Annotated in this window: 19 protein-coding genes; 12 read left to right on the top strand and 7 right to left on the bottom strand. The window is 66.4% G+C overall.

What is annotated here, in order from left to right:
* Window positions 1–47: 47 nt before the first annotated feature.
* Together QNO03_RS00150 and QNO03_RS00155 are read right to left on the bottom strand one after the other, a co-directional pair.
* A complete protein-coding gene (locus tag QNO03_RS00150) occupies window positions 48–689 on the bottom strand; it encodes a hypothetical protein (RefSeq protein WP_229947497.1) in 642 nt (213 codons plus the stop codon).
* An 89-nt stretch (window positions 690–778) separates the two neighbouring features.
* Window positions 779–1,363 (bottom strand): small multidrug efflux protein, encoded by a 585-nt coding sequence (locus QNO03_RS00155; RefSeq protein WP_289601239.1) that lies wholly within the window; start codon window positions 1,361–1,363, stop codon window positions 779–781.
* Between the two features lie 257 nt (window positions 1,364–1,620).
* Here QNO03_RS00155 and QNO03_RS00160 point away from each other — a divergent pair, with 257 nt between their 5' ends.
* Window positions 1,621–4,365, top strand: a complete 2,745-nt coding sequence (locus tag QNO03_RS00160) for an ATP-binding protein (RefSeq protein ID WP_289601241.1) — start codon at window positions 1,621–1,623, stop codon at window positions 4,363–4,365.
* A 16-nt stretch (window positions 4,366–4,381) separates the two neighbouring features.
* On the opposite strand, the gene QNO03_RS00165 is transcribed toward QNO03_RS00160, so the two are convergent.
* On the bottom strand, window positions 4,382–4,903 hold the full coding sequence (locus QNO03_RS00165; RefSeq protein WP_229947504.1) for an alpha/beta fold hydrolase: 522 nt from the start codon (window positions 4,901–4,903) through the stop codon (window positions 4,382–4,384).
* A 347-nt stretch (window positions 4,904–5,250) separates the two neighbouring features.
* Between QNO03_RS00165 and QNO03_RS00170 the strand changes: the two genes are divergently transcribed.
* Window positions 5,251–6,216 (top strand): PQQ-dependent sugar dehydrogenase, encoded by a 966-nt coding sequence (locus QNO03_RS00170; RefSeq protein WP_354003868.1) that lies wholly within the window; start codon window positions 5,251–5,253, stop codon window positions 6,214–6,216.
* Here the strand turns inward: QNO03_RS00170 and QNO03_RS00175 are convergent.
* Window positions 6,213–6,791, bottom strand: coding sequence for a GNAT family N-acetyltransferase (locus tag QNO03_RS00175; RefSeq protein ID WP_229947507.1), 579 nt, complete (start codon window positions 6,789–6,791; stop codon window positions 6,213–6,215). The genes QNO03_RS00170 and QNO03_RS00175 overlap by 4 nt on opposite strands.
* A gap of 166 nt (window positions 6,792–6,957) precedes the next feature.
* On the opposite strand from QNO03_RS00175, the gene QNO03_RS00180 reads away from it, so the two are divergent.
* From QNO03_RS00180 to QNO03_RS00190, 3 genes are read left to right on the top strand one after another with little or no spacing between them, the layout of a single operon-like run.
* On the top strand, window positions 6,958–7,641 hold the full coding sequence (locus QNO03_RS00180) for a dihydrofolate reductase family protein (RefSeq protein ID WP_289601244.1): 684 nt from the start codon (window positions 6,958–6,960) through the stop codon (window positions 7,639–7,641).
* Entirely contained in the window at window positions 7,638–9,071 is a 1,434-nt protein-coding gene (locus tag QNO03_RS00185; RefSeq protein WP_289601245.1) for an FAD-dependent oxidoreductase, read from the top strand. The genes QNO03_RS00180 and QNO03_RS00185 overlap by 4 nt, the downstream gene beginning before the upstream one ends.
* Before the next feature lie 16 nt (window positions 9,072–9,087).
* Window positions 9,088–9,480, top strand: a complete 393-nt coding sequence (locus QNO03_RS00190; protein ID WP_289601246.1) for a VOC family protein — start codon at window positions 9,088–9,090, stop codon at window positions 9,478–9,480.
* 36 nt (window positions 9,481–9,516) lie between these two features.
* On the opposite strand, the gene QNO03_RS00195 is transcribed toward QNO03_RS00190, so the two are convergent.
* Window positions 9,517–10,293 carry a hypothetical protein gene (locus QNO03_RS00195; protein ID WP_289601247.1) on the bottom strand — a complete coding sequence of 259 codons (777 nt, stop codon included), beginning with the start codon at window positions 10,291–10,293 and terminating at the stop codon, window positions 9,517–9,519.
* A gap of 447 nt (window positions 10,294–10,740) precedes the next feature.
* On the opposite strand from QNO03_RS00195, the gene erm reads away from it, so the two are divergent.
* The 5 genes from erm to QNO03_RS00220 all read left to right on the top strand — a co-directional run bounded on the left by erm (window position 10,741) and on the right by QNO03_RS00220 (window position 14,288).
* The gene (erm, locus tag QNO03_RS00200) at window positions 10,741–11,556 is read left to right on the top strand and encodes a 23S ribosomal RNA methyltransferase Erm (protein WP_229947515.1); all 816 of its coding nucleotides are present in this window, start codon (window positions 10,741–10,743) and stop codon (window positions 11,554–11,556) included.
* A gap of 200 nt (window positions 11,557–11,756) precedes the next feature.
* Window positions 11,757–12,227, top strand: coding sequence for an FHA domain-containing protein (locus tag QNO03_RS00205; protein ID WP_289601249.1), 471 nt, complete (start codon window positions 11,757–11,759; stop codon window positions 12,225–12,227).
* A gap of 37 nt (window positions 12,228–12,264) precedes the next feature.
* Complete coding sequence (gene ftsR, locus QNO03_RS00210; protein ID WP_229947517.1) at window positions 12,265–13,014, top strand: transcriptional regulator FtsR; 750 nt, start codon at window positions 12,265–12,267, stop codon at window positions 13,012–13,014.
* Between the two features lies 1 nt (window position 13,015).
* Window positions 13,016–13,510: a bifunctional nuclease family protein gene (locus tag QNO03_RS00215; protein WP_229947518.1), complete on the top strand. Its 495-nt coding sequence runs from the start codon at window positions 13,016–13,018 to the stop codon at window positions 13,508–13,510.
* 190 nt (window positions 13,511–13,700) lie between these two features.
* The gene (locus QNO03_RS00220; RefSeq protein ID WP_289601251.1) at window positions 13,701–14,288 is read left to right on the top strand and encodes a MerR family transcriptional regulator; all 588 of its coding nucleotides are present in this window, start codon (window positions 13,701–13,703) and stop codon (window positions 14,286–14,288) included.
* A gap of 98 nt (window positions 14,289–14,386) precedes the next feature.
* Here the strand turns inward: QNO03_RS00220 and QNO03_RS00225 are convergent, their stop codons facing one another.
* Window positions 14,387–15,229 (bottom strand): ParA family protein, encoded by an 843-nt coding sequence (locus QNO03_RS00225; protein ID WP_229947519.1) that lies wholly within the window; start codon window positions 15,227–15,229, stop codon window positions 14,387–14,389.
* A gap of 255 nt (window positions 15,230–15,484) precedes the next feature.
* Between QNO03_RS00225 and QNO03_RS00230 the strand changes: the two genes are divergently transcribed.
* Window positions 15,485–18,883: a pyruvate carboxylase gene (locus tag QNO03_RS00230; protein ID WP_229947520.1), complete on the top strand. Its 3,399-nt coding sequence runs from the start codon at window positions 15,485–15,487 to the stop codon at window positions 18,881–18,883.
* A 60-nt stretch (window positions 18,884–18,943) separates the two neighbouring features.
* Window positions 18,944–20,371, top strand: coding sequence for a mycothione reductase (locus tag QNO03_RS00235; protein WP_289601253.1), 1,428 nt, complete (start codon window positions 18,944–18,946; stop codon window positions 20,369–20,371).
* 43 nt (window positions 20,372–20,414) lie between these two features.
* Here QNO03_RS00235 and QNO03_RS00240 read toward each other — a convergent pair whose 3' ends face one another.
* Window positions 20,415–22,223, bottom strand: coding sequence for an AMP-dependent synthetase/ligase (locus QNO03_RS00240; RefSeq protein WP_289601254.1), 1,809 nt, complete (start codon window positions 22,221–22,223; stop codon window positions 20,415–20,417).
* Between the last annotated feature and the right edge of the window lie 155 nt (window positions 22,224–22,378).

A 22,378-nucleotide genomic window follows, 5' to 3' on the forward strand; every position in this document is an offset into this window, starting at 1 on the left:
GCGGGTGCAGTGCCGGGCTGAGCCTGCCGCAGAGCCCGGCACCTGTTCTAGTCACCACCCTCAAGGAAGCCGCCGTCGAGGACCCAGTTGTAGCGCAGCCGGAGTGCGCGCTCGGTGCTCGCTGCCAGCGTTGCCAGCAGCAGCGTGAAGTTCGCGGCTGCCGGAAGCTGGAACGGGCTGGAGAACGTGCCGATGCTCTCCGCGATGGGCGGAAGCTGCATGATCTGCTCGATGATCTGCGGAACGCCGAGCACGAGCGCGACCACGAGTACGCTGGCCGAAACGATACCAACGGTGCGGCTCAGCGCAGGGTTGGTTCGTTCCAGGTGGGCGCGCAGTCCTTCGCCCGAGGCGGGATCGGGCACAAGTTGCCGCTCGGACCCGTCGTGCCTCACGTAGTGGCTGCGCCTGAGCCCGAAGATGCTGACCTCGACCTCGATGGCCCCACCCGGCACTGCGAACACTGCCGGAAGTTTCGATCCGGCCTGGTTGACCCCGTCGAGGTAAAGCTGCGCGCGCACTTCGCCGTCCGAATCGCCCCCGTGCCGGACGTCTACTGACCAGGTCTCCGGTGCACCGTCCTCGCCCGTGAGATGCAGATGGAAGAGGGAACGCGAGAAGAGCTGCCACCATCGATAGCGCGGAAGCCTATGGCCGTCTCCGGGTTCCAGCGTTTGTTTGGGTGTCACTTTTTCCTCCCGGAATCGCTTCTTTGGAGCAGCCCTGCCAGCGCGGCTACGTTCCTCCGATGGATCGTCGATCCGTACTTTCATGTGACTCAGACCCCGACGACGAAGGTGAGGGCGGCCCAGAACGACACTGTGGCCACAGCCGTCCACAGGACGATCGCCACCCCTTGCCAGAGCAGCACCCAGCCACGGGGGGTTCCGCTGGCGACGAGGATGACGGATGTGAACTGGGTCGGAATTGCAAGGGGACCGAGGATGCTTGCCCCGGGGACACCGAAGCGGACGAGCCACTTCATGAAGCGCTGGCGCCCCTTAGATACAGGCTTGGCCGGCGCTGTCTCTTCTATCGCAGCAGCACCCTCGTAACCCAGACCTGCCGGCACGCGCTCCATGCTCCGAGCCGCCGCGACGCCTCCTTTCTTCTGGTTAGTGACGGCCGTGCGGGCCCGCGACGTGAAGAGCACCACGAGCACAACGCTCAGGAAATTGCCGACCGCGCCGGCGATGCCGGCAACGATAGGGTGAAGGCCGCCGAGGATGCCGATAATGGAGGCGCCTTCAGTCTCGATGAAGGGGACAGCCCCGGCGAGCATCACGATGAGGGGCCGGATGATCTCGGGCACTTGGGCCGCAAGTTCCTGGAAGTTGATGATCAGTTCTTGAATGGGGTTCATGGCTCGGGGCCTCTTTCTAGTGTGGGTCGTGGGTGCGTGCGATTTGCGAAACTGTCCCCAGCAGAAACCGTGTTCTCCGGTCTGGGCTGGACCGTACTGCTTTGCCTGCACCTGCAGGCGTGCCTTCAGATTGGCACCGGTGGCGGTGCCTTCGCGTCGGTGGAAGCCCCTGCCTTTCCGCCGGTTCCTGCCTACCCGCTGGGGCGGAGCTACTTCGTTGCGTAGGTGAAAGTTGTCTAATAGGGTGCCGTCATACTGTGAAGGGAGCGACACTGGTGGACTTTCTGGGCCGAGCCGCGGAGCGCGCAGCGGTCGATGACCTTCTCTCGCAGGCGCGGGCGGGACTGAGCGGGGCACTCGTTGTGCATGGGGAAGCCGGTATCGGTAAGACGGCGCTGCTCGAGTACGCCCGCGGCAGGGCTGATGCCTCGGGGTTTCGGGTGGTGTCCTCGGTCGGGGTGGAGTGCGAAACACAGTTCGCTTTTGGTGGCCTGCATCAGTTGTGCGCACCCCTGCTGGACCGCATGGGTGCCCTGCCCGAGCCGCAGCAGACCGCCCTGGGTGTGGCGTTCGGGCAGCAAAGCGGTGCAGTGCCGGATCGGTTCCTGATTGGGCTGGCCACTCTCAACCTGCTGGCCGAGGCCGCTGAGGAAGGACCCCTTCTGTGCCTCGTTGACGATGCGCAGTGGCTGGACGAGGCGTCGGCTCAGGTCCTCACATTTGTGGCACGACGGGTCGCCGCCGAGCCGATGGCACTGGTGTTCACCCTGCGGGATCCCACCGACCGCGATGTGCGCGGGTTCGACGGCATACCCGTCGTACGCTTGGGTGGGCTCGACGAGGCCGACGCGCGGGAGCTGCTGGCAGCAGCCGACTACGTACCCCTGGACGACGGGATGCGTGAGCATGTCGTCGCAGAGGCGCACGGGAACCCTCTCGCGCTGCTGGAGCTGGCCCGAAGCGCGCCGGCGGCGTGGGTGGTCGGCGGATTCGAGCCGGTGCCGGGCATCACGCACCGCATCGAGGACACCTTTCGGCGCCGCGCGGACAGCCTGCCGGCACCTACTCGACTATTGCTGCTGGTTGCCGCGGCCGATCCTACCGGCGAGGTGGCGCTGCTGTGGCGTGCGGCCGCGCACCTGGGGATCGCCGGCGAGTCTGCCGCGCCCGCAGAGGCCGCCGGACTCCTGGAGATTGATACACGGGTGAGGTTCCGCCATCCGCTGGTGCGTTCGGCTGTGCTTCGGTCGGCCGTCCCGCTGGAGCGTCGCCGTGCGCACGACGCGCTGGCCGCTGCCATCGATCCGGACGTCGACCCCGACCGCCGCGCCTGGCACCGGGCTCAGGCCGTGCTGGGCACCGACGAGGACGCCGCCGCTGGGCTGGTGCGGTCAGCAGACCGGGCGCGTGCCCGCGGCGGGGTTGCCGCCGCAGCGGCGTTCATGGAGCACGCGGCCAGACTGACCCCTGACCCTGCCGCCCGCGCGAGCCGGGCGCTGGAGGCCGCGCAGGATAAGCACGAGGCTGGTGCGGACGCCTCGGAGCTGCTGAAGATCGCTGCGGCCGGTCCGCTCGATCCCTTGCAGCAGGCGCGCCTCGAACTGCTGCGTGCCCGGATCGCGTTTCATCTCGTCCGGGACAGTATCGGCGGGGGAATGCTGCTGCACGCAGCCAGGAGCCTCGCCCCGCAGGATGCGGCGCTGTCCCGCGAGACCTATCTTCATGCGCTCGAAGCGGCGATTGTCACCGGCAACTTCGTCCGGGGCCGCAGCATACCGGAAGTTGCCGAGGCCGCCCGGGCGGCGCCCACTCCTACATGGCCGCAGAGGCCGGTGGATCTGTTGCTCGATGGGTTGGTTGAAACGTTCACGCAGGGGTACGCGGCCGGCGTGCCCGGGCGGCGGAGGGCGTTGGAGGCCTTCGTCCATGAGCCGGACGCTGACACGCTGGACGGCGCCAACGGCTGCCGCTGGGGGTGGCTCGCCATCCGAACTGCGATGTCAGTGTTCGACGACGAGTCACTTCGCTCGTTGGCCATCCGCAATGTCCGAGTGACGAGGGAGGCCGGCGCTCTGGCCACGCTCCCTGCCGCGCTTCTCGGCCAGTCCATCATGCTGGTCCTCTCCGGTGAGATCGCCCGGGCCGCCGAGCAGAATGCATCCGCGGCGGCGACCGGGGCTGTGCCTTTGCTCCACGCCCAGCTCGTCCTCTCCGCTTGGCGCGGCCATCCAACCGAGACCGCCGAGGCCCACGCGGCCATTGTCCGGAAGGCCGCCGGACCAGCGCACGGCACCGAAGAATCCTTGACGCAGTACGCCATGTCCGTGCTGCACAACGGTCTCGGTGATTACCCTGCGGCTTATGCCGCTGGGAAACGGGCCTACGACTCCGAAGCGTGGCGGTTCAACAACATGGCTCACTCCGAATTCATCGAAGCGGCCTGCCGTTCCGGCCGGCAGGATAGCGCGGCCGAAGCGCTGGAGCAGCTCAGCACACGGGCCCTCGCCAGCGGCACCCCTTGGGGGCTCGGGCTGGCGGCACGTGCACGTGCCCTGACCAGTGCCGGGCCGAAGGCAGAGGAAAGCTACCGTGAAGCCATAGAGCAGCTCGGACGCTGCCGGATGGCCGCCCACCTCGCCCGCACCCACCTCGTCTACGGCGAGTGGCTCCGCCGCGAGGGCCGTCGCCAGGACGCCCGCGAACAGCTCCGCACCGCACACGGGATGCTGTTGGATATGGGCGCCGAGGCGTTCGCCGCCCGCGCCGCCCGGGAACTGCGTGCCACCGGTGAGCACCCCCGCAAGCGAAGCGCCCAGCCGGCGGATTCCCTCACCGCCCACGAGATGCACATCGCCCGGCTGGTGGCCACCGGTGCAACCTCCCGCGAAGTGGCCACGGAGCTCTTTCTCAGCCCACGCACGATTGATGCCCACCTTCGCAACATCTTCCGCAAGATGGGCGTCACCTCACGCCGCCAGCTCCGCGAGCTGTCCCTTCGCTGAGAGCCGTGCCTGGCGATTAGCCGTTGACCGCCGATACATCCTCGGCGACTGCCGCCATCCGCCCCTCGAACTGGTGCCCGCCCGACCCGTGGCGGCGGACCTGGGCCTGCGGCAGCCGCGCCGCGTGCCGGTCCAGATGATCGAAGGGGACGACGTCGTCGTCGCGGCAATGGTGGAGCCAGACAGGGAAGCCCGTTGGCAGTTCCGCGTCGGCGGGCAGGGAGTACTCCGCCTGCCAACCCTCCGAACCCCAGAAAGGCATGGCCAGGAGGGCCAGCCCCTGTGGGGGAGAACCCGTAAATTCCTCGGTCAGGTGCAGCAGCGCCATCGAGGCCCCGAAGGAATGGCCGACGATCACCAGTTCAGGCCCGAGACCGCTTAGCTGCCGTTCAAGCTCGCTCCGCCAAGCTGCTGCCGACATGTCCTCATCGGGGAAGCGCGGCGCCGAGACCGGCACGCCAAGGTGCACATGCAGCTCTTCGGCCAGAGGCTGGTCGTCCTCCCAGCCACCGGCCCCATGGACAAAGAGGATCTCCATGCGTTCTCCCGGATTCCATTGCAAGGCCTGGTGGGGCTTGAAAGCGGAACTGTCCTTGCAATCGAGCTTGGCCGCCCGCCCGCCCGGAGGTCAAGGGGCTGACTCCAGGGTCCGGCCCTGTTAGCCTCGTCCCTCGAATTGGCATGAGGGCCCCGGCAGGAAAGGACTCCATGAGGACTGAGGGTATAGATATCGGCTGGGCCGCGGGCACGGTCCGGTCATGCGACAGGGCACGACGCCGGTCGGCCGGTCTCGCAGCTGTCGCCGCCGCGCTGGCTGCGGTTGCTGGCTGCAGCGCAGACAGGCCGGGACCGGAACCTCCGATTTCCGTCTCACCCCCACAGTCCATGGTGTCTGTCGGGGCCGCTGTCCCGGAAGTCCTCGCCACCGGGCTCGACGCCCCATGGTCCATCGCGTTCCACGAGGGCACCCCACTGGTCAGTGAGCGGGACTCGGCCCGCGTTTTGGAGCTCGACGCCGGCGGCAACGCCCGCGGAATCGGCACCATCGATGGCGCAGCCGGCAGGGGAGAGGGCGGGCTTCTGGGCATCGCCGTCCAGGACGGCTACCTGTATACCTATCTGACTGCGGGCGTTGAGAACCGGATCGAACGCCGCGCGATCACCGGCGAACCCGGGTCTTTGGAACTGGGCGAAGCGGAAACCATCCTCGACGGGATCCCCGCTGGCCCGGTCCACAACGGAGGCCGCATTGCGTTCGGCCCCGACGGCCTGCTTTACGCCACCACGGGCGACGCCGGGAACCGGGACAGCGCCCAGGACCTGGAGTCGCTCTCCGGCAAGATCCTGCGGATGACGCCGGACGGCGCCGAGCCCCCGGACAACCCGTTCCCCGGAACTCTGGTCTACAGCTACGGGCACCGCAATCCGCAGGGCATCGCCTGGGACAGTAACGGCACCCTCTACGCGAGCGAGTTCGGACAGAACACCTGGGACGAGCTCAACGTCATCGAGGCCGGCGGGAACTACGGCTGGCCGGAGGTCGAAGGGATTGCCGGCGAGGAAGGCTTCACGGACCCGGTTCAGCAGTGGACACCGGGTGCAGCCAGCCCGAGCGGCATCGCCGTGGCGGGGAACTCTCTCCTCATCGCCAACCTGCGGGGGGAACGGCTGGTGGAGGTGCCGCTCAGCGACCTCGGCACCTCCACGGAGTATCTGATGGGTGAGTACGGGCGGCTGCGCGACGTCGTCAACGCTCCGGATGGCAGCGCCTGGATCCTGACGAACAACACTGACGGCCGCGGGCAGCCAACACCGGAGGACGACCGGATTCTGCGGATGGACGTGGACTAGGCCAGGCTTCTCCGCATCAGCCACCGGGTCTTCCCGCCGGATTTCGACGCCGTCTCCACCACCCGCTCGAATCCGGCAGCTTCAAACAGCCCGGTAGTGCCGACATAAGCGAGAGAGGAACTGATCCGGCCGCCGTCGGCGTCGATGGGGTAGGCCTCCAGCGCCGGAGCTCCCGATGAACGGGCATAGTCGACCGCGCCTTCGAGCAGGTGCCGAGCCAGCCCCTGCCGGCGGAACTGGGGCCGGATGACCAGACACACAATGCTCCACACCGGTACCTCATCGACAGTGGGGATGGTGCGGGAGGTCCGCAGCCTGTGATAGCTGGTGCGCGGGCTCACCGAACACCAGCCCGCAGGTTCATGGTCGATATAGGCGACGACGCCGGGAGGGGTTCCCTCCTCCGCATACCGGCGTAGCCGGGCCTGCTGATCGGGGCCAGCCAGCGCTCTGAACTCCGGCGTCGGCAGACGGTAACTCAGGCACCAGCACGCCTGGGCCCCGGGGTTCCTTGGTGCCAGGACGGCGGCCACGTCGCCGAACCGGTCGGCGGTGGCCGGGTGGACCTCGATCATTTTTCGGCTCCCTGCGGCGCAGCGCGCCCATACGGTGACGGCGTGGATTCCTGTACCGTAACCTGCCGATCCAGGCAGCGGAAGCAACGCGGCTGAAGTGGCACAGCAGTGCCCCGGCTCCGGGCCATGCGGCACCCGCGGCCAGCCCCCAGGTAAAGGAAGCACCATGAACCAGCAACTGCATGTCCGCGGCTTCTCAGTGTCCCTGGACGGGTACAGTGCCGGGCCGGACCAGAGCCTGTCCAACCCGCTCGGAACCGGAGGGGAACGCCTCCATGAATGGATGATCGCCACCCGCACCTTTTCGGAACGTGAGGGTTTGGACGGGACGGGTGAAGGAATCAATGATCTTTTTGTCCGCAGCCATTTCGACGGGATCGGCGCCACCATCATGGGACGGAATATGTTCGGCCCCGTCCGCGGTCCATGGGAAAGCAGCGACGCGTGGAACGGGTGGTGGGGCGGGAATCCGCCCTACCACCACCCCGTGTTTGTCCTGACGAACCATCCGCGGGATTCCGTGGAGATGGACGGCGGCACCACCTTCCACTTCATTACCGGAGGGATCGGGGAAGCCAGGGATTGTGCCCTGGTGGCCGCCGACGGTCTGGATGTGCTGGTTGGCGGTGGAGCAGACACCGTCCGCCAGTACCTGCGCGCCGGACTCATTGACCGCATCCACCTCGTTATGGTGCCGGTCCTGCTGGGAAGCGGCGAGCGGCTGTTGGAGGACCTCGCCCGGCCGGATGGACGCATCCCGTCCTACCGGCCCATCGACCTAACCCCCAGTGGGAGTGTCGTGCATATCCAGTTGGCCAAAGAGGAAGAGGGGGAGGCCCCGCAGCCATGAAGGACGTCATCATTGCCGGCGGAGGCCCCACCGGAGTGATGCTTGCGCGGGAGCTGCGCCTGCACGGCCTCGACGTGCTGGTCCTGGAGCGGGACCTGCAGCCCACAACTGTGGTCCGTGCTGGCGGACTGCACGCCCGCAGTCTGGAGATCCTGGACGCGCGGGGACTCGTGCAGCCGTTCCTGGACCACGGCAGCAAGTATCCGCTCAGCGGCTTCTTCGCCGGCATTCTCAAGGACGCACCTGAGGACCTTGAGACCACCCATCCCTATGTCCTGGGCATTCCCCAGCCACTTACCGAACAGCTGCTGACCGGGCAGGCACTGGCGGCCGGCGTCGAACTTATGCGCGGGCAGGGAGTGGTCGGCTTCAGTCAGGACGGCAGCGGCGTTACTGTAACTCTTGCAAACGGCGGCCGGTTCCGCGCGCGGTACATGGTGGGCTGTGACGGCGGCCGCAGCACCGTGCGGAAGCTGTTGGGTATCGGCTTCCCCGGGGAGGGGAGCCGGCAGGACCGGCTGCTGGGCGAGGTGGAGTTGACCGAGCCGGAAGAATCCGTGATGGCCGTAGTCGCAGAAATACGCGAAACCCATAAGGACTTCGGTGCAGTCCCGCTCGGCGAAGGAACGTACAGCATCGTCGTGCCGGCCGAGGGGATAGCCGACGACCGGACGGCGCCAACCCTGGATGAGCTGCGCGCGCAGCTGCATCGGTTCGCCGGCACCGACTTCGGTGCTCATTCCCCGCGCTGGATTTCGCGCTTCGGCGATGCCACCCGGCTGGCCGAACGGTACCGTTCCGGGCGGGTGCTGCTGGCAGGCGATGCCGCGCACATCCATCCGCCGTTCGGGGGACAGGGGCTGAACCTAGGTCTCCAGGATGCATTCAACCTGGGCTGGAAGCTTGCCGCCGAGGTAGCCGGCTGGGCACCCGAGGGGCTGCTGGACCGCTACGCCGCTGAGCGGCGTCCCGTGGCCGAAGCGGTGCTGGACAATACCCGTGCCCAATCCGAACTGACCTCCACGGAGCCGGGACCGCAGGCGGTCCGGCGGCTGCTGGCAGAGCTGATGGACTTCACCGAGGTGAACCGCTACTTGATCGAAAAGATTACGGCGACCGCAGTGCGGTATGACTTCGGAACCGGCCACGACTTACTCGGGCGGCGGCTGCCCGACCTGCCACTGGGGCAGGGGAGGCTCTACGGGCGGATGCACGGCGGCCGTGGCCTCCTCATCGACCGTACCGGCGGGCTCTCGGCAGCGGGGTGGGCAGACCGGATAGACACCATTGACGCGGTTACGGGTCCGGGCCCAGCCGTTCCCGCCGTGCTGCTGCTTCCTGACGGGCATGTGGCCTGGGTCGGTGACAACCAGCAAGACCTCCTGCCAGCGGTACACCGGTGGTTCGGCAATCCCGCCCCCACGACGTGATCGGAAAGGAACGCTGATGGACATCAAAGTGACCTCTTTCGCAATCTCCCTGAACGTCCCCGTTCCGGAAGCCTCGGCCGGTTTCCTCATCAGGCACCTGGGTTACGCCGTGGAAATGGAAAGCGACGGCTTTGTCTCGCTCCGGCATCCCGGCGGGGGATCGAACCTTGTTTTCCTCCGCACCGGCCTCGCGACATTCCAGCCACCCGAGGTCGCCGGCCGTGCCCGTGAAGGCCTGCTGCTGGTACACGTGGTGGACAATCTCGACGAAGTCCATCAACAGTTCCTCGCCGGCGGTGTGGACGTGGTCACACCCCCGGAGACGGAGCCCTGGGGCGAGAGGTTTGCGCAGTACCGTGATCCGAACGGCCTGATCATTCAACTGGTCCAATGGAAGCCAGACACCTGACCAGCCCCGGACGGGTACTTGTGACACGGCATGAAATTACCTGAGGGTATCCGCGCTCCTGAGAAGGCCGGGGCGGGGGAGGCACCCATTACGCTTGCGGTGAACAAAACAGACTGTGAACGTCCTCCGCATGCAGAAAAAACGCCTTCTAAATGCCACAGCTACCACTTCGATCTGCAGCCTGGCGGCAGCTTTTACCCTCGTGGGATCCCTGGCCTCCGCCCCGACGGCTGCAGCGCACGTTCCGGCCACTTCTCTTCGGCTGGGCGCTGCGGCCCCGATGGAATCCGGTGTACTCCTGTCGGTGTCCGACCCTACGCCTACGCCCACGTGCCGGATGACCCCGACTCCGACCCCAACAGAGACGCCGACTGAAACTCCTTCGACCACGCCGACACCGACGTCGACGCCCACGGAAACTACGACGGCCACGCCGACTCCGACGGAAACCTCCACGGCCACGCCGACTCCGACGAAGACGGGCAAGCCGTCGCATACCGCGTCGCCGACGAAGACGGGCAAGCCGTCGCATACCGCGTCGCCGACGAAGACGGGCAAGCCGTCGCATACCGCGTCGCCGACGAAGACGGGCAAGCCGACGCACACCTGGACTCCGACGAAGACGGGCAAGCCGACGCACACCTGGACTCCGACGGATACCCCGACACACACCCCGACATACACCGAGACTCCGACACCCACTTCGACGGAGGCTGAATACGGGGTCACGCTGATCCAGGCCGTGACCACCACACCGCCGTGCATGCGGACCGGAGCAGCCTCCAATCCCGCGAACTCCGGCTTGGTGGACACCGGTGCGTCCGGCACCTCGCTTGTCCTGCTGGGTGCTGGAGGGCTTCTTGTCGCTGGTGCAGCCGGCGTGTACTTCACGCGTCGCCGCGGCATTCACGAATCATAGAAACAGCCGCACTTTCGGAAGAGCGTCTCGAAAGCAGACGGGCGGCAGCCGGCCCCGCTCCCAGGGGCCGGTTGCCGCCCATCCCACGTGGTATTCCGGAAACAGCCTGTTCCCTCTGGAATCGGCGAATCTGCCGCCGTATCCTCCTTCCTATGACTTCCACCTCCATGGCTTCCACCCGCGCTTTGAGCTGCGGGTTCTTTGTGCGCAACCGCCGCCGCTGACGGCGCGCAGAACCGCACGCAGTACCGCAAGCCGTACGCGCGCCGTCGTTCCGGATGCCAGGCACCCGGGAGGCACATACGCCTGAGGGTGCTCCAATTGCAGCGATTGGAACCCGCGTGGAAGCGAGAACCCCGTTTGGCGGCCGGCATGAGCTCGGCCAGAATTTCCTGATCCACCAACCCACCATCCGCCTGGTCCTTGAGCTTGTCCGGTCCTCAGGCGGCGGAAGCATCCTCGAACTTGGTGCCGGAGACGGCGCCCTGACGCGGCCGCTTGCAGCCCTTGGCCGCGACCTGCTGGCCATTGACCTGGATCTCCGCTGTGTGCGGCGGCTGCAGCAGCGGCTTCCCTCCGTGCAGGTACGGCAGGCCGACGCCTTGGCTGTCCCGTTCGACCGGCCGGTGGTCGTGGGTAACATTCCGTTCCACCTGACCACACCGATCCTGCGGCGCCTGTTCAGCACGGGCACCTGGTCCCAGTCAGTCCTGCTGACCCAGTGGGAGGTTGCACGCAAACGGGCCGGCGTGGGCGGCGGAACCCTCCTGACGGCCCAGACCGCGCCGTGGTTCGACTTCATCCTCCAGGGCCGGGTGCCGGCGGCAGGATTCCGGCCCAGCCCGGCCGTTGACGGCGGCGTCATCAGCGTCCAGCGCCGCCCCGTTCCGCTTCTGGACCCGGAGGACCGGAATGCCTACGAACAGTTTGTTCGCCGGCTGTTTACCGGGCCCGGCGCCGGACTGGGGGAGATCCTCGGCCGGTCCCTGGGATCGGCCCGGACTGCCCGGGCCGTGCTGGCCGGTTGTGGCCTACCGGTGCGTGCGCTGCCGCGGGACATTACACCCGAGCAGTGGCCATATCTGTGGGCGGCGGTCCGGGCTGTGCAGGAGAATTCCCGGTCCGGCAGAGCTGGAATCCAGCCATCGCGGAAATGAATTGCGTCCGGTCGGGGCAGGTGGGTGGAACGCAGAATTGCCCGGCAGGTGACGAACCGGCAAGCACTACCTGTAAACCAGTGCCGCACCGGGCCGGTAACGGGTAGGCTGATACAGCAGGTAAGGCAGAATCAGTCATCGGAACCGGATCAGCCAGGCATTTTGGCTGATCAGTTTTCTTTTTGGGGAGGAAATTGCACATGGCGGGCGAGCAGTACAACGCCGAACAAACGGGCGGCCGAAGGGCACCCAGCGCGGAAGACACCACATCCATCAGTCTTCCCCCACTCTCCGACACTGATTCGGTGGAGCCGAAGCTGACCCAGGATGAGCGGGCTGCTGTCGCCGCGCTTCCGGCGCGGTCTGCTCTGCTGATCGCCCACAGTGGCCCGAACGCGGGTGCACGGTTCCTGCTGGACCAGGACGTCACCACCGCCGGACGGCACCCCAACGCCGATGTTTTCCTCGATGACGTCACCGTTTCGCGCAAGCATGTTGAGTTCCGCCGCAGCCCCGAGGGCTTCCGAGTCGTGGATTCGATGAGCCTGAACGGCACATACGTCAACCATGACCGCGTGGACAGCGTGCTGCTGCGCACCGGCAGTGAAGTGCAGATCGGCAAGTTCCGGCTCACTTTTTACGCTGCCCGCCCCGCATCCGCCGGAAACTAGGCACAGGCCCCGGCGTAGGGCAGATAAGGTAGTAGACATGTCAGCATCACAGCCCGTCAGGCGCACCACCGGACCGGAACGGCTGCGCGGCAGGGTGCTGAATATCGGCGAGGTCCTCAGCGAGCTGAGTGGAGAGTTCCCCGCCATCAGCGCGTCCAAGATCCGTTTCCTCGAGGAAAAGGGTCTGGTGACGCCGCAGCGCACGGCCGCGGGCTACCGCAAGTACAGTACGGCCGACGTCGAACGCCTCCGCTTCGTGCTTGCGCTCCAGCGGGACCAGTACCTGCCCCTGAAAGTCATCAAGGACTACCTGGATGCGATTGACAGGGGCGAGCGGCCCGAATCCCTGCCCGGCGGCATGTCCCTGGCACCGCGCGTGGTGTCGGACCAGCTCGCCGGCGAGCTTTCCGCCCGCGCCCGGGCCCGGACCCTTACCTTCACCGAACTCGTGCAGGAATCCGGGGCCAGCACCGATCTGGTGCACAGCCTGGTCAGCTACGGGCTGATCAGCGCCGCTGATGACAACTATGACGAACACGCACTGAAGGTGGCCAAGGCCTGCGTGCAGCTGGAGGCGCACGGCATTGAGCCCCGCCATCTCCGCCCCTTCCGCGCCGCCGCGGACCGCGAGCTGGGGCTGGTGGAACGCGTGGTTGCCCCCGTCGCATCCCGCCGGGACGTCGCCTCGAAGGCCCGCGCAGCCGAGACCGCGCGGGAAATCAGCGACCTTTGCCTGAGCCTGCACAGCGCCTTGGTACATGGCCAAATCGCGCGGATGGAGGGCTGACATGCAGGAAGTGGAAGTTGTGGGTGTGCGGATAGAACTCCCGTCCAACCAGCCGCTGGTCCTGCTCAAGGAAATCGAAGGTGAACGGCACCTGCCCATCTGGATCGGCGCCCCGGAAGCCAGTGCCATCGCCTTCGTGCAGCAGGGAATCGTACCGCCGCGGCCCATGACGCATGATCTGCTGGTCAACCTGATCCACGCGCTCAAGCGTGAAGTCACCTTCGTCCGGTTGATCTCCGTAGAGGACACGGTTTTCCATGCGGAGATTGTCTTCGAGGACGGCACAGCGGTTAACTCGCGTGCCTCCGACGCCATTGCGGTAGCCCTGCGCATCCCGTGCCCCATCTACTGCGCCGACGAGGTCCTCAACCAGGCGGGTGTGCGGATCGCCGATGCCGACCCGGAAAACGAAGAGGAACAGGACAACGCCGAGCAGGAGATGCGCCAGTTCCGGGAGTTCCTGGCCGACGTCGAGCCTGAAGACTTCGAACGCTAGCCCGCCCGTCGGCCGCGGCAGCCGACACGCCTGCGAAAAAGTTCCGGCGTCTTTGACCTTGGTGCCCGTCGGTTCTAACGTCGAAGAATAGAGTTCCCATTGCACCGGGGGAGTTCTCGGGGCACACTGAAGAAGCCCTGACAGCTCGGCCAGTGCCGACCCCCACGGGAACCATTACTAGGAGGCACACGTGAGTCCGAAAGGCGATGCCGGCGAACCTGCCGTGGCGCTGGGGAGCATTCCTTCCCAGAGTGCCCAGGGCTTGCTGTTCACCGAGGATCTGCCTCTTCTTGACGAAGATGCAGGCTACCGTGGCCCCACAGCCTGCAAGGCTGCCGGGATTACCTACCGGCAGCTGGATTACTGGGCCCGCACCGGACTGGTCGAGCCCGCCGTACGCGGCGCTACCGGGTCCGGTACGCAGCGTCTCTACAGCTTCCGCGACATCCTGGTCCTGAAGGTCGTCAAGCGGCTGCTGGACACCGGCGTATCGCTCCAGCAGATCCGCACCGCCGTCGAGCACCTGCGCGAACGCGGTGTCGAGGACCTTGCACAGATCACCTTGATGAGCGACGGCGCCAGCGTCTACGAGTGCACGTCGGCCGACGAGGTTATCGACCTGGTGCAGGGCGGCCAGGGCGTCTTCGGCATCGCCGTGGGCCGAGTCTGGCGAGAGGTCGAGGGAAGCCTCGCGCAGCTGCCCAGCGAGCACGTCAATGAGCATGAATTCCCCGGTGACGAACTGAGCCAGCGCCGTATCGCGCGGAAGATCAGCTAGCAGCCAGGCCGGGCACCAAGACAGCACAAAAGAAGGGCATCCCCGCGGGGATGCCCTTCTTTTAGTATCCGGAGCCCTTTTAGTATCCAGTGCCGGAACTAGGCGACCGGGCGGCGCATCACGCGGTTGCGGACGCTGCCGGTATCCATCAGGTTCTTGATCAGCGCGTCAAAGGTTCCAGCCGCCTGCTTGGCGGATTCGCCCGGCCAGTGGTGCACCGAATGGGCGGCACCCTGGATCTGCTGCCAGTTCGCCTGTTCGGCAACGTTTGGCGAGAGCAGCAGGTCACCGAACATCTGCTTCATTTCGGCAAGCCGGAACACATGCTCGTTGGAGCTGGGACGGACCCGGTTCGCAATGATTCCAGCGGGCGCCAGATTCGGGGCGAATTCCTCACGGAACAATTCGAGGGCCCGCATGGTGCGCTCGGTGCCGGCCACGGAGAACAGTCCCGGCTCCGCCACCAGCAGCACGCGGTTGCTGGCCGTCCACGCCATGCGGGTCAGGCCGTTGAGCGACGGTGGGCAGTCGATGAGGACCAGCCCGTACCCGGTGACCCGGGAGAGCAGGCTGGTCAGGCGCCGCAGGTCACGCTTGCCCAGGTCAGGGCGGTCGTAGATGCCCGAGTAGGCCGAACCCATGGCAACGTCCAGTACCGGCTTCTTCCCGCCGGAATCCCTGGCGAGGCGCCGGGCGTTGGCCACCCAGCCGGCCGGCACCACGTGGTCCGAAAGTTGAATCCGCCGGGGGCTGCGCAGCATCTCACCGATGCCGAGCTGGTTGCCTGCGCTGACGCCCAGGCCGGTCGTGGCATCGGCATGCGGGTCCAGGTCCACGACGAGCGTCGGAATGCCTGCGGCCAGCGCGGCGGATGCCAGACCCAGGGTGACGGAGGTCTTGCCCACGCCGCCCTTCAGGCTGCTGATGCTCACTACTTGCACTTGTTGAACCAAAACCTAACGTGTCTAGGGATCACTGGACGCTGCAGACTCATTCTATGTGACGGACGCCGGTTACCTTGGCAGCGTGCTTTTACAGGGGTGGCGCTTAGACTGGTGCCACTGTGATGTCCAACACGGCAAGCCCCGACTCCGCCTCCCGGCGGGCGACGGCGATGCCCGTGGCCCGTCGCTGCAATCCGTTAATGGCGGCATCCCTCCCAGGTGCCCCGAATCCGTAATCGACGCAGGAGACCCATGTTCTCGAAGATATTGGTAGCGAACCGGGGCGAAATAGCCATCCGCGCATTCCGCGCCGCGTACGAACTCGGCGCGAAGACCGTAGCCGTGTTTCCCCACGAGGACCGTAATTCATTCCACCGCCAGAAGGCTGATGAGGCCTATCTGATCGGGGAAGAGGGACACCCGGTACGGGCGTATCTGGATGTGGACGAGATTATCCGTGTGGCGTTGGAATCCGGCTGCGACGCCATCTACCCCGGTTACGGTTTCCTGTCCGAAAACGCGCAGCTGGCCCGCGCGGCCGCCGATGCCGGCATCACCTTTGTAGGTCCCGCTGCGGACATCCTGGAGTTGGCCGGGCACAAGGTCCACGCCTTGAATGCCGCCCGTAAGGCGGGCATTCCGGTGCTGCGTTCCACGGAGCCAAGTGCCGACGTCGAAAAGCTGCTCGCCGAGGCGGAGGACATTGGCTTCCCCATCTTCGTCAAGGCAGTCGCCGGCGGCGGCGGACGCGGCATGCGGAGGGTGGACACCCCCGATAAGCTCCCCGAGGCGCTGCAGGCGGCCATGCGGGAGGCCGAAACGGCCTTCGGCGATGCCACGGTATTCCTCGAGCAGGCGGTTTTGCGGCCCCGCCACATCGAGGTGCAGATCCTCGCGGACGCCGAAGGCAACATTGTGCACCTCTTCGAGCGGGACTGCTCGCTGCAGCGGCGGCACCAGAAGGTTGTCGAAATTGCCCCCGCCCCGAACCTGGATGAGGACATCCGGCAGGCGCTGTACCGGGATGCGGTGAAATTCGCCAAGGCGCTGAACTACGTCAATGCCGGGACGGTGGAGTTCCTGGTGGACACCGTGGGTGAACGCGCCGGCCAGCACGTCTTCATTGAAATGAACCCCCGGGTCCAGGTGGAGCACACGGTCACCGAGGAAATCACCGACGTGGACATTGTCCAGTCCCAGCTGCGGATCGCCGCGGGGGAGAACCTGGCCGATCTTGGCCTGAAGCAGGATGAACTGCAGATCCGCGGCGCAGCTCTGCAGTGCCGGATCACCACCGAGGACCCTGCAAACGGGTTCCGTCCCGACGTTGGCCGTATCACCGCCTACCGCTCGGCCGGCGGTGCCGGAGTCCGGCTCGACGGCGGCACGGTCTACGCGGGCGCCGAAATCAGCCCGCACTTCGACTCGTTGCTGGTCAAGCTGACCTGCCGCGGCCGCACGTATCCCGTGGCGGTTAACCGTGCCCGCCGGGCGCTGGCGGAATTCCGCATCCGCGGCGTTGCCACCAATATCTCCTTCCTGCAGGCCGTGCTGGACGATCCGGATTTCGTGGCGGGTGACGTGGCCACGTCCTTCATTGAGGAACGCCCCGAACTGCTCAATGCGCGCGGCTCGGCCGACCGGGGAACCAAGTTGCTCAACTGGCTGGCCGATGTGACGGTCAACAAGCCCTACGGCGATCCCGTGGCCCACATCGACCCGGCGGAGAAACTGCCTGCGGACCTGCCGGAGCCCGTCGCCGGTTCGCGGCAGCGGTTGCTCGAGCTGGGTCCGGAGGGCTTCGCCGCGGACCTGCGGCAGCGGACCGAACTGGCGGTCACGGATACCACCTTCCGTGATGCCCATCAGTCCCTGCTGGCCACCCGGGTACGGACCAAGGACCTGGCCGTGGCGGCGCCGGCGGTGGCTGCACTCACCCCGGAACTGCTTTCCGTGGAGGCCTGGGGCGGTGCCACCTACGACGTCGCCCTGCGCTTCCTGGGTGAAGACCCTTGGGAGCGCCTCGCAACGCTGCGGCACCAGCTGCCCAATATCTGCATCCAGATGCTGCTGCGTGGACGCAACACCGTGGGGTACACGCCGTATCCCACGGAGGTCACCGAAGCGTTCGTGGAGGAAGCCGCGGCCACCGGCGTCGATATCTTCCGCATCTTCGACGCGCTGAACGACGTCTCCCAGATGGAGCCCGCTATCCGCGCGGTCCGTAAGACCGGCACGGCCGTGGCCGAAGTGGCGCTTTGCTACACGGGGGACATGCTGAACCCGAACGAGGACCTGTACACGCTGGATTACTACCTGGACCTCGCACAGCGGATGGTGGACGCCGGCGCGCACATCCTGGCCATCAAGGACATGGCAGGGCTGCTGCGCCCCGCCGCAGCGGCCAAGCTGGTCTCAGCACTGCGGGAGCGTTTCGACCTGCCGGTGCACCTGCACACGCATGACACCGCGGGCGGCCAGCTGGCCACTTTGCTGGCCGCCGCCGACGCGGGAGTGGATGCGGTGGACGTCGCCAGCTCCCCGCTGGCCGGCACCACCAGCCAGCCGTCCATGTCCTCGCTGGTCGCCGCGCTGACCAACACCGAGCGGGACACCGGTATCAGCCTGGACGCCGTCGGCGCACTGGAGCCTTACTGGGAAGCGGTACGCCGCGTCTACGCACCGTTCGAATCCGGCCTGGCCGGCCCCACCGGCCGCGTCTACCGCCATGAAATCCCCGGCGGCCAGCTGTCCAACCTCCGTCAGCAGGCCATCGCCCTGGGACTGGGGGAGCGCTTTGAAGCCATCGAGGACATGTACACCGCCGCGGACCGGATCCTGGGCCGCCTGGTGAAGGTCACGCCGTCGTCGAAGGTGGTGGGCGACCTCGCCCTCCAGCTCGTAGGGACCAACGTCTCGCCGGAAGACTTCGAAGAGAATCCGCAGAACTACGACATCCCGGACTCGGTGATCGGCTTCCTCAGCGGCGAACTCGGGGACCCGCCCGGCGGCTGGCCGGAACCCTTCCGGACCAAGGCGCTGCAGGGACGCACGATCAAGCCGCGCGACGTCGAACTGTCCGAAGTGGACAAGGCCGGCCTGCACGCCGATTCCGCCACCCGGCAGGAAACCCTCAACCGGCTGCTCTTCGCGGGCCCGGCAAAGGAATTCGCGACCGTCCGGGAAACCTACGGAGACGTCTCGGTGCTCGAGACCCGCGACTACCTGTACGGCCTGCGCCGCGGGGAAGAGCACATTGTTGAACTGGAAAAGGGTGTGCGGCTGATCGTGGCACTGGACGCGGTGTCCGAACCCGACGACAAGGGCATGCGCACCGTCATGACCACCCTGAACGGCCAGATGCGGCCCGTCGCAGTGCGGGACCGCAGCATCGAAAGCTCCACCAAGGCGGCGGAACGGGCCGATCCGACCGAGGCCGGGCAGGTCGCGGCGCCCTTCGCCGGCGCCGTCACGGTCACCGCCAAGGAGGGGGCGGAGGTAGCCGCGGGGGAAACGGTCGCCACGATCGAAGCCATGAAGATGGAGGCGTCGATTACGGCCCCGGTCGCCGGAACGGTGCAGCGGGTTGCCATTTCCCGGGTGGAACAGGTGCAGGGCGGAGACCTCCTGCTCGTGATCGCACCCAAGTAGGTGGGGTCCCGGGGACAGCCGCAACGAGGTCCCCGGGGGATGACTGCATAGACTGAAGGCGTGACTCACTTCGATCTGGCCATCATCGGTTCCGGCTCCGGCAACTCGCTCATCACCCCGGACTGGGACGGCAAAAAGGTAGCGGTCATCGACGGCGGCACGTTTGGAGGAACGTGCCTGAACGTCGGCTGCATCCCCACCAAGATGTTCGTCTATCCCGCCCAGCTCGCCGCCGCCGCGGCCGACGGCGCGCGGCTGGGCGTGGATTCGGTCTCCGCAGGCGTGCGGTGGCGGGACATCCGGGACCGGGTCTTCGGCCGCATCGACGCCATTTCCGAGGGCGGGCGACGCTACCGGGACGAGGAGCTGGAGAACGTCACGCTCATCAGCGAAAACGTCCGCTTCACCTCCCCGCACGCCCTCACGACAGCGTCGGGGGAGAAGATCACGGCAGATGAGATTGTGGTGGCCGCCGGGTCGCGGCCCGTCCTGCCCGATATTCCAGGTGTGGACCTGCCCCAGGTCCATACGTCGGACACGGTGATGCGCATCGACGAGCTGCCGGCGCGGGTACTGATCATCGGAGGCGGGTACATTGCGGCCGAGTTCGGGTTCGTTTTCTCGGCCTTCGGCTCGGATGTCACCGTGGCCGTGCGCTCGGGGGAGATGCTGCGTTCCCTGGATGCAACACTGTCCGAACGCTTCACGGCCGAAGCCTCCAAGGAGTGGGACCTGCAGTTGAACACCACCGTGGACTCACTGGTGGAAAACGGGGACGGTTCGGTGCGCGCCGTACTCTCCGGCCCGGCCGGCGAGCAGGCAGTGGACGTGGACCTGGTGCTCGCGGCGACCGGCCGGACGCCGAACACCGACCGTCTGGGCGTGGACGTGGCCGGCTTCGACGTCACCGGGGACGGCCGCCTGGCGGTGGACCGCTACGGCCGCGTCCTCGCTTCCGGGACACCCGTACCGGGACTCTGGGCGCTGGGGGACATCAGCAGCCCGTACCAGCTCAAGCATGTGGCCAACCACGAGGCGCGGGTGGTGGCGCACAACCTGGTGCACCCCGAAGACCTGTGTGCCATGGACCACCGCTTCGTTCCTGCGGCGGTCTTCAGCAGTCCGCAGATCGCCAGCGTGGGGATGACCGAGAATGAGGCGATCGCGGATACGCGGTCCCGCGGCGTGGAGCTGGCCCTCGCGGTCCAGGAATACGGATCGACGGCGTACGGCTGGGCGATGGAGGACACCACCGGTTTCGTGAAGCTCCTGGCCGAGCGGGAGACGGGCAGGCTCCTGGGGGCCCACATCATGGGCCATGAGGCCTCCATGCTGATCCAGCCGCTGGTCCAGGCGATGGAATTCGGGCTGGATGCCGCCACCATGGCCCGCGGTCAGTACTGGATCCATCCGGCACTGACGGAAGTTGTCGAAAATGCACTGCTTTCCCTGAAGACAAAGGAAAAGCCGGGCAGGAACCGCCTCTAGCAGAGGGGTTCCCGCCCGGCTCAGGACGCGGGCCGGCTGTGCCTTAGACGCGCTGTCCGCTGTAGATGTCGTCGATGACGTCGGAGAAGTCGCGCAGCACCTGGGCGCGCTTGATCTTCAGTGACGGCGTCAGGTGTCCGCTGGTCTCGGTGAAGTCCGTCGGGACGACGCGGAATTTCTTGATGGCCTCTGCGGAGGACACCTTCTTGTTGGCCCGGTCCACCAGCGCCTGAAGCTCCTTCTGCAGCTCGTCGGTCTTGGCGACCTCGGTCACCGTCATGGTGGCCGGCAGCTTATGGCGTTCCAGCCAGCCCGGGAGGGCGTCTTCGTCGATGGTGATCAGGGCCGAGATAAACGGCTTCTGGTCCCCGACCACAACGCACTGGGAGACGATCGAGTCGGCGCGGATCGAGTCCTCCAGCTGGGAGGGCACCACGTTCTTGCCGCCGGCCGTGACGATGATTTCCTTCTTGCGGCCGGTGATCTTGAGGAAACCGTCGGAGTCGAGTTCACCGATGTCGCCGGTGTGGAACCAGCCGTCGGTGAAGGTTTCGTTCATCAGTTCGGGGCGCTTGTAGTAGCCCTTCATCACGCTGATGCCCTTGGCGAGGATCTCGCCGTCGTCCGCGATCTTCACGCTGTTGCCGGGAAGCGGGGCGCCCACCGTGCCCAGCTTGACCAGCTGCGGAGTGTTGGTGGTCAGCGGGGCGGTGGTTTCGGTCAGGCCGTAGCCTTCGAGCACCAGCAGGCCGATGCCGTGGAAGAAATGGCCCAGCCGTTCGCCCAGGGGGGCACCGCCGGAGACGGCGTACTTGACGTTGCCGCCCATGGCCTCGCGGATCTTCCCGTAGAGGAGGCGGTCGAAGAGGGCGTGCTTCAGGGTGAGGCTCAACGGAACCTTGCCCTCCTGCTTCGCCTTCGACCAGGCGACGGCGGTCGCGACACCGGCGTGGAAGATCTTGCCCTTGCCGCCGTCTTCGGCCTTCAGCATGGAGGCGTTGAAGACCTTCTCGAGGACGCGGGGAACCACGAGGATGAAGCTGGGCTTGAAGCTCTGCAGGTCCGGCAGCAGGTTCTTGACGTCGGGGGTGTGTGCCACGGTGGCGCCGGTGGCCACGCAAAGCACGGAAATGAAGCGGGCGAGGACGTGTGCCAGGGGCAGGAACATGATGGTCTGCGAGCCTTCGGTGGCAACTTCGGGCTCTGCCAGCTCGGAGTTCCGGGACACATCGACGAAGTTGGCGTGCGTGAGTTCGCAGCCCTTCGGCTTGCCGGTGGTGCCGGAGGTGTAAATGATGGTTGCGAGGTCTGTCATCTGCGCCGTGGAGCGGCGGGCCTCGAGATCTTCGTCACTGATCGAGGTGCCCGCGGAACGCAGGGTGTCGAGCCCGCCGCCGTCGATCTGCCACACGTTGGCGACCTGGGAAAGGTCTTCGTCGGCTGCGGCCGTGCGGACGATGTTCTCGTGCCGGGCGGCCTCCACCACAATGCCGGCCGCACCGGAGTCGCTGAGGATCCAGGCAACCTGGGATGGGGACGACGTCTCGTAGACAGGTACCGATACGGCGCCGGCGAACCAGAGTGCGAAGTCCACGAGGGTCCATTCGTACCGGGTCCTGGACATGATGGCTACCCGGTCGCCTGCCTTGATACCGCTGGCCATGAAGCCCTTGGCCAGTGCGCGGACGTCCTTGGTGAACTCGGTGGCTTTGATCCGCTCCCATTCACCGTCGTCCTTCCGGACGGCGAAGAGGGCGGGGTTGCTGGGCTTGGCTGCCTGGTCGAGCAGCATGGTGGTGATGTTTGTCTGCGGCGGGGACTCCGCCAGGACTGGAACGCTGAATTCTCGCACGATAGCTCCTTTGATATCCGGTGGGCCCGTAGGCACTGTCAGCCTATAACGTAGATCACATTTTCGTACCCGCCGGTAACCTTGCGGATAGATAACGAACGCGTCGCTGCTCTTGCCGTTTCCTTAGAATAGGTTTCTTATGCGTTCCGTTAACC

Source organism: Arthrobacter sp. zg-Y877 (assembly GCF_030373105.1).
Classification (GTDB): Bacteria; Actinomycetota; Actinomycetes; order Actinomycetales; family Micrococcaceae; genus Arthrobacter_B.